The following is a 12697-nucleotide window of genomic DNA, read 5'->3' as shown; positions in this document are numbered from 1 at the left end:
TGGCGCCCGTTCCGCAGCGCGCAACGCTGGCCGGAAGCGGGCGTTTACCGTATCCTGTCCGTCTTTGTATATCACCCGAGATTTCTAATGGCAAATTACGTCTACACCATGAATCGCGTGGGCAAAATCGTCCCGCCCAAGCGCCAGATTCTGAAAGATATTTCCCTCTCCTTCTTCCCAGGCGCGAAGATCGGCGTGCTGGGCCTGAACGGCTCCGGCAAATCGACCCTGCTGAAAATCATGGCCGGCATCGACACCGACATCCAGGGCGAAGCCGTGCCGATGCCGGGCCTGAACATCGGCTATCTGCCGCAGGAACCACAGCTGGACCCGGAAAAAACCGTGCGCCAGGAAGTCGAGTCGGGCCTGGGCGAAGTATTTGAAGCACAAGCCAAGCTGGAAGCCGTGTACGCCGCATATGCCGAGGAAGACGCCGATTTCGACGCCCTGGCCACGGAACAGGCGCGCCTGGAAGCGATCATCTCGACTTCCGATGGCGGCAATTTGAATTTGCAGCTGGAAATGGCCGCCGACGCGCTGCGCCTGCCGCCATGGGATGCCACCATCGGCGTGCTGTCCGGCGGTGAAAAGCGCCGCGTGGCGCTGTGCAAGCTGCTGCTGTCCAAGCCCGACATGCTGCTGCTCGACGAGCCAACCAACCATCTGGATGCAGAATCGGTCGACTGGCTGGAACAATTCCTGCTGCGCTTCCCCGGCACCGTGGTGGCCATCACCCATGACCGCTATTTCCTCGACAATGCAGCCGAGTGGATCCTGGAGCTGGACCGCGGCAGCGGCATTCCATGGAAAGGCAATTACTCGACCTGGCTGGAGCAGAAGCAAGCCCGCCTGAAGCAGGAAGAATCGACGGAATCGGCGCGCCAGAAGGCGCTGCAGAAGGAATTGGAATGGTCGCGCCAGAACCCGAAAGCGCGCCAGGCCAAGTCGAAGGCCCGCCTGGCCCGCTTCAACGAGCTGTCCGAGCACGAATACCAGAAGCGCAACGAAACGCAGGAAATCTTCATTCCCGTGGCCGAACGCCTGGGCAATGAGGTCATCGAGTTCAAAAATGTATCGAAAGCGTTCGGCGACCGCCTGCTGATCGACGACCTGAGCTTCACGATCCCGGCCGGCGCCATCGTCGGCATCATCGGCCCCAACGGCGCCGGCAAGTCGACCCTGTTCAAGATGATCACGGGCCAGGAACAACCGGACAGCGGCGAAGTAGCCATCGGCCAGACGGCGCGCGTCTCCATCGTCGACCAGAATCGCGGCGACTCGCTGTCGGACAGCAAGACCGTCTTCCAGGATGTGTGCGGCGGTGCCGACATGCTCACCGTGGGCCGCTTCGAAATGCCGTCGCGCGCCTATCTGGGCCGTTTCAACTTCAAGGGTGGCGACCAGCAAAAAATCGTCGGCAACCTGTCCGGCGGTGAACGTGGACGTTTGCACCTGGCAAAAACCTTGCTGGCGGGCGGCAACGTCCTGCTGCTCGATGAGCCGTCGAACGATCTGGACGTGGAAACCCTGCGCGCGCTGGAAGACGCCCTGCTGGAATTTGCTGGTAGCGTGATGGTCATTTCGCATGATCGCTGGTTCCTCGACCGTATCGCCACGCACATCCTGGCCTTCGAAGGCAACTCGCAAGTGAGTTTCTTTGACGGCAACTATCAAGAGTACGAAGCGGACAAGAAAAAACGCCTGGGCGAAGAAGGTGCGAAACCAAAACGTATTCGCTACAAACCTCTGACAACGTAATTGACGTCTGGCCATGCAAAAAGGCAGTTACCTCACGGTGACTGCCTTTTTTTCAGCAAACTTCTAAACCACTTCTAAACCATTAGAAGTTGTAGCGTGCGCCTAACGCCAGGCCGGTAGCCTTGCGGCCCTGGTCGGCACTCTTGCCGAAATGTTCCACTTCCGCCGTCAGCGAGACTTTCTCGTTGATCGCGTACTGGGCACCGACGGAAGCGTATACGCCCGTCTTGTCGTTGCCGCTGATGCCGGTCGACAGGCCCGTGCCGCTCAAACTATTCTTGACCTTGGCCACACCGAGCTTGCCGAACACGCCCACTTTATCACTCACCGGCATGCTGGCCTTGCCGGCCAGGTAGTAGCCGTGCGAATCGCTTTTCACGGAACCGTTGCCGGCGCCCGTGACATAGCTGTAATCCTTGCTGCCGAAATCGGCGTAGCCGCCCTCGACCGCCCAGGTTTTGTCGAAATCGTAACCGGCGAAGACCTTGGCGCCTGCCTTGTAGCCGCTGTGATTATCGGCGCTGGTGGCGCCAGGAATATCAAAATTGTAGCGGTTGCCTGTGATGCCGGCACCCACATAGGCGCCTTCAGCGTGTGCGGCGCTCATGCCGGTCAGTGCGGTAACGGAAGCGATCATTGCAAACAGGATTTTCTTCTTCATCATGTTCTTTCTCTCAATTAGTTAGTGTGCCTAGATTCATGCCTGGATTCGCAGTTCAGCGAAGTGCGATGACTACACAATAACAGCCGAAAAAAACTACGTCTTTCTGCATTCCGTAAGAACTGTGACAAGATGTAAGCTGACATTGCAAACTGACAATAACGTCAAAATGCGCCCTGTTAAGCGAACTTAAGATAGACTTAAGAGCATTAGCGATTTTCAAATCAAGAGGAGAGGTCCATGCAAAAACGCCAGTTTCTCGCCGCCGCCATGGCGGCCACTGCGCTGCCCACCCTGGGTCGGGCGGCGCCCGCCAGTCTGCGCGGACCGGCCCTGCTGACCATCACTGGCAGCATAGCCAAGCCTAACCGGGGCCCGTTCGACGCGGTGCGCGACCAGATGATGCACAAGCAGAAAATCAGTTTTGAGCGGGCGCGGGCATTCGACTTTGCGGCGCTGACGAACTTGCCTGCGCGCACCATCTACCCCACCCTGGAATACGATGGCAAGGCGCACGCCCTGCGCGGACCGCTGCTGGTCGATGTCTTGAAGGCGGCCGGCACCCCAGAGGAAAATGAGGTACGCCTGCTACTGCGCGCGGTGGACGGCTATGCGGCGGCGCTGACCGTGGCGCAGGCGCGCGCGCAGCGTTTTATTGTCGCCACCCATCTGGACGGACAGGCGATGGCGCTGGGCGGCCTGGGGCCGCTGTGGGCGATCCATGATGCCGACCGCATCGCGGCCGTGGCGGCACTGCCCCTGGCCGAACGTTTCGCCAACTGCCCGTGGGCGCTGTATCACATCGGCGTAGAGACAGCTTGAAGCAGATTACAACGCCAAACAAAACCGTAGCGAGCGGAAGCGAGGCTCGGCGCCCCCGTTGGATCGAGAAGCGCAACGGTACAAAGTACGGGGCCGCCGAGGCAGTGAGCATCGCAAACTGCAAACACGACGCGCAGTAGGTTCTGACAGGCGCTTAAGCGTAAGCTTCGGCCATCGACATGACACGTGGCGCGATGGTGATGCCGTGTTCCTCGAACAGGGCCGTGATGGCCGCCAAGTTGTGCGTGCACTCCTCGGTTTTCCAGCCCTTGAAGATATCCGTGCCATCCTTCTGGAAATGCAGGTCCAGCACCTTGCCCTGATCCTTGTGCAGGTAGGGCGAACTATAGGTATTCTCGTAGCCGAGCGCCTTCAATTGCCCCAACAAGGCATGTGGTGGATGATCGGGGTCGGTGGCAAGAAAAATGCCAAAGGTCTTGCCCGGTGGTTTGGCGGCGATATCGACTTCATAAATGCCGGGGGCCTTGCTGACAGACGTACTCTTTAAAAATAACATACAACACTCCCTACGCGTGGTGTCCTGCGCCGAAAACGTGCGGCAAGACAGGGGTGGTGCGCAATGATCCCCCTCGTCAAATCTTATTGCTAATTTGCATCTTTGTCGACAAATCGGTACTTTTATTTGGTAAGTCGTGGTTATCTTGTCGCGTACACCAGCGTAAATTATCAATAAAGCCAGTTATCATTGCGTCAATACTCGGCCTGCTGCATACTTTTGGCTTGCGTAAAGATTGCCCCCGGCCTCGCGGCCTGAGCCAATATCCGCGTGCCCTGGCCTGCCTACCCTCGTACCCATGCGCCTTCTGTCGATCAAGTACCGCCTGCTTATCCTCCTGACCCTGATCCTGGGGGCGGGCTTCATGGCCACCAGCCTGGCCAGCTATCTGGCGTCGCGCCAGGCCATCGAGCATGGCATCGCCGACCAGACCTTGCCTTTAACAGGCGACAATATTTATTCCGAAATCCAGAAAGACATGCTGCGCCCCGTCTTCATCTCGTCGCTGATGGCGCACGACACCTTCGTGCGCGACTGGATACTCGCCGGCGAAAACAAGCCGGAACAGATCGTGCGCTACCTGGCCGAAGTCAAGAAGAAATACGGCGCCATCACCAGCTTTCTCGTTTCGGACAAGAGCAGCAAATATTATTTTGCCGAAGGCACCCTGAAATCCGTCAGCCCGCAAGCGAAGCGCGACATCTGGTATTACCGCGTGCGCGCCATGAACAGCAGCGATTATGAAACCAATGTCGACGTGGACATGGCAAACCGCGACAGCATGACCATCTTCATCAACCACCGCGTCTACGACTATGAAGGCCAGTTCATCGGTGCCACCGGCATCGGCCTGACCCTGGCCACCATGAGCAACATCCTCGACCGCTACCAGGCGCGCTTCCACCGCAACATCTATTTTGTCGACGGCGCCGGCACCCTGGTACTGGCGGGCAAGACCATGCGCAACGGGCACGGCAACATCCGCAGCCTGCCCGGCGTGAGCGCTATTGCCGACCAGATCATCAACCACCAGAGTACGCCGACGCATCTGTCGTACCAGCTGGGCCGTGCGCAAATCCTCGTCAACTCGCGTTTCATTCCCGAGCTGGGCTGGTACCTGGTGGTCGAGCAGAATGTCAGCGACGAAGTCAAGTCGCTGCAGCGCGTGTTCATCCTGAATCTGGCCATCAGCTTTGGCGTGACCCTGCTGGTACTGGTGCTGACCTTGCTGACGGTGAACCGCTACCAGCGCCGCATAGAACGCATCGCCTCGACGGATGCGCTGACCGGGCTATTGAACCGCCAATCGCTGGAACTGCTGTTCCAGCGCGCCATGCTTTTGTCCAAGCGCACGGCGCAACCGATGTCGGCCATCCTGTTCGACATCGATTTCTTCAAGCGCGTCAACGATACCCATGGCCACCTGTGGGGCGACAAGGTCATCCGTGGCGTGGCCGACGTGGCGCGCGCCACCGTGCGCGAAAGCGATGTCATCACGCGCTGGGGCGGCGAGGAATACCTGGTGCTGCTGAATAACTGCAGCCTGGCCCAAGCAGAGGAAGTGGCGGAAAACCTGCGCGCAGCCGTCGAGCGGCACGATTTCAGCCTGCCCGCGCCACAGGAACCCGTGACGATCAGCCTGGGCGTGGCCGAATATCGGCCCGACGAAAGCGAGTCAGCCTTCTTTTCGCGCACCGACAGCGCCCTGTATCAGGCGAAACAGCAGGGACGCAACGGCGTGCACGCCGCCTGACTCATCCCCCGCGCTTGCGCCTGGCCAGATCTTGCGTGGGCGCCACCAGCGCCCGGTACAACTCGCCCGTGGCGGCATCCCAGCTTTGCACCGCCTGCTGCTGGCGTTGCACAGTGGCCGCATCGCCGCGTGCGATGGGTCCGGAGAGCGCGGGCGCGGCCCCCAGACGGAACACATTGGCCACCGCTTCCGTCACCAGGGGCTGAGCCAGCTCGCGCGCCACCGGCTCGGGAATGCCGGCCGCCTGGTAGGCGCGCAGCGCGGCATCGAGCACCGTCACCAGATAATTGCTGGCAAACACGGCAGCGGCGTGATACAGGGTCTTGGCGGCCGGGTCGATGGGCACGGGATGCGCGCCAATGGCATGCAAGGCCGGCGTGAGGAAGGCCAGCGCCAGTGGATCGCCTTCGACGCCGCAAAACGTGCCGTCAAAGGTGGCTGCCACCTGCTGCGGATCGGCAAAGCTGCGAATCGGGTGTGCGCTGGCCACCGATGCGCCGGCCTGCGTAGCGGTCAGCAGCACGTTGGACGCCAGCGCGCCGCTGCAGTGAAACACGATGGCGCCCGCCTGCCGTCCTTCGGCCACCAGCGCCGCGCAGGCCGGGCCGATCTGGTCGTCCGCCACGGCCAGCATGGTGACGTCGGCCCGGCGCAAGGCCGCATAGCTGGCGACGGGGGTGCCGGCGCCGATGAAATCCACAGCCGCCTGCGCCGACGCCATCGAGCGCGTCAGCACGTCCTGCACCAGGATTTTTCCGCCATGCGTACCATCCACGCCGGCGAACAGGCGGCCCAGCACGCGGCCTACATGTCCGGCGCCGATGATATTCAGGGTAACGTCCATGGCTGCCTAGAAGCTGGAACCGGGCTGGCGCAGGAATTCCACTTCTTCCGGCGTAGAGGGCCGAGCGAGAATGGCGTTACGGTGGGGAAAGCGGCCAAAGCGGGCGATCACTTCCTGGTGACGCTGCGCATAATCGAGCATGCCGTCAAAACCGGGCTGCGCCTGCGACAGCAGTTGGAACAGCTCGACCGCGCGCGCCTGCATGGCCAGGTCTTCCGCGTGTTCGAACGGCAGGTACGCGAAGGCACGCAGCATCGGCGCCAGCTGCTGGTCAAGACGCTGTTCAGTCATCGACACGGCCAGCGCCAGCGCCAGAGCGTCGCCGGCAAAGGCGCGCGGCGTGCCGCGGTACACATTGCGCGTCAATTGATCGAGCACGATAAGGCGCGCCAGCGCGCCGTGCGGCGTCGCGTCCCACGCGCGCAAGCCGCCCTCGATGGCGGCATCGATCAGCGCGCCGAAACGCGCGCGTATCTGCGCGTCGAAGCCGTCATCCTTGCGGAACCATGCCACGCGCGATTGGCCATAGTCAGGGTTATCCGGCGGCAGGAACCAGAAATCGAGTACATCTTGGGCCTGTGCGTCCATGTCCATCCTTTTCAGCATTCGTATTTCGTATTAATTACGGGCATGCGACAGCTGGAAGCCGGCGATGCCTTCGAAGGCGGCCAGTTCGGCCGACATGGCCGACAGGCTGATGCCCGTGTTCTTGCCATGCGCGATGGCGACAAAGCGCCATTCCTGCATGCCGTCGGTGCTGCCGATGGTCAGCGAGCCGCCGGCGATGTCGTAGCCGCGCTTGGCAGCCATGCGCCGCAGCGCATCTTCGCGCGGAACAAACCCTTGCTTGAAGCGCATGGTGATGGCCACTGCGTGGCGCGACGGTAACCAATTCTCCAATTTTGACAGAAAAATCATCGCCATCGCGCACATGAACGCCAAGCCCATAGCCGACAGATAAAAGCCGATGCCCACCATGATGCCAATCACGGACGAGGCCCAGATAGAAGCAGCCGTCGTCAAGCCGCTGATATTGAAGCCTTCGCGCATGATGACGCCGGCGCCGAGGAAACCCACGCCCGTGACGATACCCTGGATGATACGCGTGGGGTCGCTGCCGATGACGGTGCCATGGCCGCCAAACCAGAACTCCGGATAGCCGCCCAGCACCGTCAGCGCGGCCGAAGCCATGCAGACCAGGCCATACGTGCGCATGCCGGCAGCGCGCCCGTGATATGAGCGCTCATAGCCCACCAGCAAGCCCAGCAGCAACGCGCCTAGCAAATTCAGCAGGATCACGCCATTCGTCGCCAGCTCGGCCGGCGACCAGTAGGCGCGCAGGAAGTCGATCGTCGGCATTTAATTCTGGGGCTTTTTCATCAGCTGCTTTTCAAACGCCACATCGAGCTTGCTGACGCGGCGCGCCTTTTGCGGTCCCAGGCCATTCACGAAGGCGACAAAGGCATCCAGTTCCAGCGGCGGGCACAGGGGAGGCAAACCGGGACCTTCGGTCAGGAAAAACAGTTCATCGCCCGTGCGCGCCATCGTGTAGAGGCGATGGCCGGTGCGTTCCTTGAGCCGCTCGATGGCGGAGGTGGCGCGGGTCGAACGCATCAGATGGCTCCCGTGCGCTGTTCCAGCCACGCCAGCGCAGGCGCATCGGCCAGCGCGGCCAGGTGCGGCGCCAGGCGCGCGCGCACGGTGGCGTGATAGTCGTTGAGCCAGGCAGCCTCGTCGTCGCGCAACAGCGACCGCTCGACGCAGCGGGTGTCGATCGGGCACAGGGTCAGGGTCTCAAAGCGCAGGAATTCACCAAACTGCGTCGTCCCCGCAGGGACCGCTGGTACATTCAGCACCAGGTTCTCGATGCGGATGCCCCACTGGCCGGGACGGTAGATACCCGGTTCGATGGAGGTGATCATGCCTATCTCCATGGCTGTTTGCGGCTCCGGCATGGCGGACTGCGAAATCGATTGCGGGCCTTCATGGACGTTCAGGAAAAAGCCCACGCCGTGGCCCGTACCGTGGCCAAAGTCGATGCCCTCGGCCCACAGCGGTGCGCGGGCGATGGCATCTAACATGGGCGACTTCACGCCGCGCGGGAACTGCGCGCGCGACAGAGCGATCATGCTGCGCAAGACCAGGGTGAAATCGCGCCTGTGCTCGGCCGTGATCGCGCCGACGGGGACCACGCGCGTGATATCCGTGGTGCCGCCCAGGTACTGGCCGCCCGAGTCGATCAGCAGCAAGCCGTCGCCTTCGATGGTCGCCTCGCTGCCCGCGTGGGCATGGTAATGCATGATCGCGCCGTGCGCGTTGAAGCCGGCGATGGTGCCGAAACTGGGACTCACAAAATGCGCACGGCGCGCACGGCATGCCGTCAGGTGTTCGTCGACGCCGATTTCCGTCAAGGGCGCGCGCTGCGGGTCGGCCAGGGTACTGTCGAGCCAGCTGAAAAATTCACACAGGGCGGCGCCATCCTGCTCCATGGCGGCGCGCACGTGCGCCGCTTCGCTATCCGTCTTGCGCGATTTGGCCAGGGTGGTCGGATTGATCGCTTCCACCACCCGCACCGATTCAGGCACGGCCTGGCGCGTGCCGAAGGTCATGCGGCGCGGGTCCAGCAGCAAGGTGGTGCTATCAGGCAGGGCCGCCAGCATGGCGCCGGCACGGTCATACGCAGCCACGTCCACGCCTTGGCTCTCCAGCGTGGCGCGCAGGGCGGCGGGCAGCTTGCCATCGGCGACAAACAGGGTGGCGCGCTCCGGACCCACCAGCGCATGCGCGAGGAAGACGGGGTTGTAGCTCACGTCGGCGCCGCGCAGGTTGAACAGCCAGGCGATATCGTCGAGGGTGGAAATCACATGGTGGCTGGCGCCGTGCACCGCCATGCTGGCGCGCAGGGCCGCCAGTTTTTCAATACGCGACAGGGCCGGATACGCCGCCGCATGTTCCACCACGGGCGCGGCGGGCATGGCAGGACGCTGCGGCCAGACGGCTTGCAGCAGGTCAGTATCGGTGCGCAGGGTTACCTGCGCGCCCAGCGCCTGCTGCAGCAGGCGCGCATTGGCCAGGCCCAGCACGGCGCCATCGACGGCCACCGTCTGCCCCGACTGCATGGTCTCGCCCAGCCAGTCGATATACAACACGCTGGCACCGGAAGGGATTTTTTTCAGGACGATGCCGCTGCCGGCCAGTTCCGTTTCCGCCTGCTCCCAGTAGCGGCCATCGGTCCACACGCCGGCGAAATCCTGCGTCACGACCAGGGTGCCGACCGACCCCGTAAAGCCGGACAGCCACTCCCGGCCCTGCCAGCGCGCCGGCAGGTACTCGGACAAATGCGGGTCGGCCGAGGGCACGATGCAGGCATCGATGTGCTGGGCGCGCATGGCGCTGCGCAGTTGCGCCATGCGCTCAGCGGGGGCAGCGGTGGAATGGACAGGAGTGGCGGCGTGGTCTGGTGTCTGCATGGGAGCGAAAATGGCGCGATGCTGGGAAGCACCTATGATACCGCGATTAGCAGCCGGGCTGCACTCGGTGCAACGCCAGCAGCACCCCGGCGGTAGCAGCGATTTTTTCCAGCAGCGCCTCATCATGCGGCAACCACGGCACGGCACCCAGCTTGTTCCCCTTCGCTACCACCTCGATCGCCACCTCGGCGCCATCCTTCGTGACCCTGCCGGTGGTCAGGTGGATCGCATGCCGGCCCACCATCAGGTGGCGCGCTTCGAGCGCCATTCGGCCGTCCTCGATCTGCTCCGAGAATACCTGTTCCAGCACGGTGCGTCGCATGCCCGTCATCGGTCCCGGTGCCAAGTTGGCCAGGTAAAACAAGCGCTCTTCGCGCTGCACGCTTTGCTCTTCTTCCACCAGCGCCAACGCACTGGCGCTGACCAGCAGATCCACCGCGCGGCACGCTTCCGAATATGCCACCGGCGCCATCGGCATCATCTGCGCGGGCGCCAGCCCGTTTGACGTGCAAGCACCGCCCGCACCTGGATACACACGTCCCTCGATGCGCAGCAATACGCGCCAGGCGCCGAACTGGCGCGACAAGCCTTCAGCGTCGTCCAGCCGCCAGCCTTCGCGGCGGGCCAGTCCCAGCAAGGTACGCAGCGACAACTGGTAACCGGAAAATGGGGCACTGCCGTCGCCGGGCGGTGCATAGATTTCACGATACACCTGGCGCAGCGGCTGGCGCACGCGCCGCTGTGTCACCAGCGCCTGCCAGGCGGCGCGCTGCTCGCCGCTGCCGTGCAAGGGGTGCCACAGGCCGATTTCGCCTTGCTCAGGCAATTCCACTGGCTTCCCCTGCGCATCGATGGCGCCCTTCCCGTCGAGCATAAAGGCCAACCCATCGCCCGTGCGCCAGACCAGCGCGCGCGCCACCGCGTCAATATCGGCATCGTCGCGCAGGACACGCCATTGGTCCAGGCTAAACCACACCTCGCTGGCGTAGCCCGCTTCCAGGCGGCGCGCCAGCGTGGCCTGGCGCCGCTTGCCCATAGGGCCCGGCATGCCGATCCTCCAGGCGATATCGGACCGTTCGGCCAGCATCCGTTCGGCCGGTTTCAGATTGCGTTCCAGCTTCTTGCGGATGCCCGCATGGCGTACCTGCGCCAGCGCCGTGCGCAGGGCCAGCAAGCCTTCCGGCGTGGGGATGGTTTCCACCGCATGACCCAGCGCCATCGCCAACGACTGCGACGGCGCGCTCTTGGCCGCGCCGGGCGCGACGCATACCAAAGGCAGCAAGACGGTGATCACGGGCCTGAACCATTCATCATCGCGATAGGCGGCGACCCGCGCGGCGCGCGCCAGCACCGGAGAGTCTGCCGTGGCAAAGGCGGCATCGGCCGCATACGGCACGCTGCCGTCATGGATGGCGGCGATATGGCGCGCCGCCTGTTCCAGTATCGTGCGCGCAAAATCGACATACGCCGCATCGTCGGCCAGCACTTCGGCGGGGTCCGCCTCGCCGATGCTGTCGCGGTTCCAGTGGCCGCTGTAGCGCGAACCGGCCAGCGCCAGCAGGGACGCTTGCGCCAGTTGCGGAAGTAGTTCCAATTCCTGCAAGGTCAATGGCATTAGATAATGGACGTGACGCTCCTCCATTACCTGCGCAAATTGCGCAGGGGCGTCGCCGCCAGCAAGGCGCGCCAGCAGCCAGACAGCAAAATGCTGCTCGCCCCAGCGCGCAGGTTCGTCAAGGATGCGCTGGGCCAGGCGTGCGCTGCCTTCCGGCACCTCGCCGTGCAAGCAAGCCAGGCAGCCGATTGCATAGTCCCAGTCATGCACGCCGGCCGCGTCCAGCGCATCGAGAAACATGTCGCCTGCCAGCGCCGGTGCCAGGTTCATGCTGGTCGCTTGTGCCGATAGCGCCATCGCCAGTTCGCGCCGCGCAGGATCGTCATGGTCGAAGCGCGCCGCGCGGTGCAACGCACCCCAGACGGCGCCCAGTTCTTCGGGCGTCCAGCCTTTGAAATCGACCGGCGGCCCCGTGAAACGCGCATGCTCGACAAAGCCGCCATCGAGGCGCACGCGCAGGGCTGCGGCGCGAGTGGTCTCAGATGGCATCATCGGCCTCATAGCCGCGCAAGCCTTCCAGGTCCAGCACGCGAATGCCGCCATAATCGAGGCGCAGCAAGCCTTTCTTTTCCAGCACTTGCAAGGCCTGGTTGGCGCGCTGGCGCGAAGAGCCGGACAGCAGGCCGATTTCCTCCTGCGACAGCTGCACCAAGGTATCCACGCCAGGGTACAGGTGCGAATTGAACATCGAGGCCAGGCAGCGCGCCACGCGCGTGTTCAGATCCAGCAGGCGCTCGTTTTCCACCATGCCGATGAACTGTCCCAGGCGCTCATTGAGCTGCATCAGCAAAAAGCGCGTAAATGGCAGGCTCGTTTCCAGCAGCCAGTGAAAGGTGGCGCCGGGCAGGCGCGCCACGCGCGTGTCGCGCAGCGCCATTGTGTCGTATTTGCGGATTTCATTCTTCAGCAATGAACCTTCGCCGAACCAGCTGCCGGGCGGCACGCCGATGAAGGTCATGGCCTTGCCCGCAGCGGAAAAATTATTCATCTTGACCATGCCGCTGATGACGCCTATCCAGTTATCCACCGGCTCGCCCTTGCGGCAGACAAAACCGCCTTTCGGCACAAAGGTTTCAAACACATCCGCCTCGATCCGGGCCATTTGCACGGGATCGAGCAGCTGCGCCCAGTTGGCCGCGCGCACGGCATCCTTCAGACTGATATCAGGGTAGGTCATTGTGCGATGCACCATCGAAAAGTGGGTAAATGTCCCCGAAAAGACAACTCGGCAAACTAACGCAAGCTACTATCATTGCA

The 12697-nt window shown here is 62.8% G+C and carries 12 protein-coding genes; 3 read left to right on the top strand and 9 right to left on the bottom strand.

Annotation, left to right across the window (positions count from 1 at the left end; genetic code table 11):
- Nucleotides 1–87: 87 nt before the first annotated feature.
- Nucleotides 88–1758, top strand: a complete 1671-nt coding sequence (gene ettA, locus ACQ4W7_RS06055) for an energy-dependent translational throttle protein EttA (RefSeq protein WP_436518257.1) — start codon at nt 88–90, stop codon at nt 1756–1758.
- An 82-nt stretch (nt 1759–1840) separates the two neighbouring features.
- Here ettA and ACQ4W7_RS06050 read toward each other — a convergent pair whose 3' ends face one another.
- On the bottom strand, nt 1841–2422 hold the full coding sequence (locus ACQ4W7_RS06050; RefSeq protein ID WP_426073554.1) for a porin family protein: 582 nt from the start codon (nt 2420–2422) through the stop codon (nt 1841–1843).
- A gap of 237 nt (nt 2423–2659) precedes the next feature.
- Between ACQ4W7_RS06050 and ACQ4W7_RS06045 the strand changes: the two genes are divergently transcribed.
- Nucleotides 2660–3241 carry a putative pterin-binding protein gene (locus tag ACQ4W7_RS06045; protein ID WP_436529161.1) on the top strand — a complete coding sequence of 194 codons (582 nt, stop codon included), beginning with the start codon at nt 2660–2662 and terminating at the stop codon, nt 3239–3241.
- A gap of 154 nt (nt 3242–3395) precedes the next feature.
- Here the strand turns inward: ACQ4W7_RS06045 and ACQ4W7_RS06040 are convergent, their stop codons facing one another.
- Nucleotides 3396–3758, bottom strand: a complete 363-nt coding sequence (locus ACQ4W7_RS06040; RefSeq protein ID WP_426073556.1) for a hypothetical protein — start codon at nt 3756–3758, stop codon at nt 3396–3398.
- A gap of 298 nt (nt 3759–4056) precedes the next feature.
- On the opposite strand from ACQ4W7_RS06040, the gene ACQ4W7_RS06035 reads away from it, so the two are divergent.
- Nucleotides 4057–5511, top strand: a complete 1455-nt coding sequence (locus ACQ4W7_RS06035; protein ID WP_436529158.1) for a sensor domain-containing diguanylate cyclase — start codon at nt 4057–4059, stop codon at nt 5509–5511.
- A gap of 1 nt (nt 5512) precedes the next feature.
- Here ACQ4W7_RS06035 and ACQ4W7_RS06030 read toward each other — a convergent pair whose 3' ends face one another.
- From ACQ4W7_RS06030 to ACQ4W7_RS06000, 7 genes are read right to left on the bottom strand one after another with little or no spacing between them, the layout of a single operon-like run.
- Nucleotides 5513–6355 (bottom strand): Rossmann-like and DUF2520 domain-containing protein, encoded by an 843-nt coding sequence (locus ACQ4W7_RS06030; protein WP_436529156.1) that lies wholly within the window; start codon nt 6353–6355, stop codon nt 5513–5515.
- A 6-nt stretch (nt 6356–6361) separates the two neighbouring features.
- Complete coding sequence (locus ACQ4W7_RS06025; protein ID WP_436529389.1) at nt 6362–6949, bottom strand: DUF924 family protein; 588 nt, start codon at nt 6947–6949, stop codon at nt 6362–6364.
- Between the two features lie 24 nt (nt 6950–6973).
- Nucleotides 6974–7714, bottom strand: a complete 741-nt coding sequence (locus ACQ4W7_RS06020) for an MgtC/SapB family protein (protein ID WP_426073559.1) — start codon at nt 7712–7714, stop codon at nt 6974–6976.
- Entirely contained in the window at nt 7715–7969 is a 255-nt protein-coding gene (locus tag ACQ4W7_RS06015) for a hypothetical protein (protein WP_426073560.1), read from the bottom strand.
- The gene (locus ACQ4W7_RS06010) at nt 7969–9825 is read right to left on the bottom strand and encodes an aminopeptidase P family protein (RefSeq protein ID WP_436529154.1); all 1857 of its coding nucleotides are present in this window, start codon (nt 9823–9825) and stop codon (nt 7969–7971) included. Before ACQ4W7_RS06010 ends, ACQ4W7_RS06015 begins: the two co-directional genes overlap by 1 nt.
- 46 nt (nt 9826–9871) lie before the next feature.
- A complete protein-coding gene (locus tag ACQ4W7_RS06005) occupies nt 9872–11932 on the bottom strand; it encodes a DUF4132 domain-containing protein (RefSeq protein ID WP_436529152.1) in 2061 nt (686 codons plus the stop codon).
- Nucleotides 11919–12617 (bottom strand): Crp/Fnr family transcriptional regulator, encoded by a 699-nt coding sequence (locus ACQ4W7_RS06000; protein WP_436529150.1) that lies wholly within the window; start codon nt 12615–12617, stop codon nt 11919–11921. Before ACQ4W7_RS06000 ends, ACQ4W7_RS06005 begins: the two co-directional genes overlap by 14 nt.
- Nucleotides 12618–12697 lie beyond the last annotated feature (80 nt).

Source organism: Janthinobacterium algoris, assembly GCF_051380935.1.
Taxonomy (GTDB): domain Bacteria; phylum Pseudomonadota; class Gammaproteobacteria; order Burkholderiales; family Burkholderiaceae_D; genus Janthinobacterium.
This window is presented reverse-complemented; position numbering and strand designations above follow the sequence as displayed.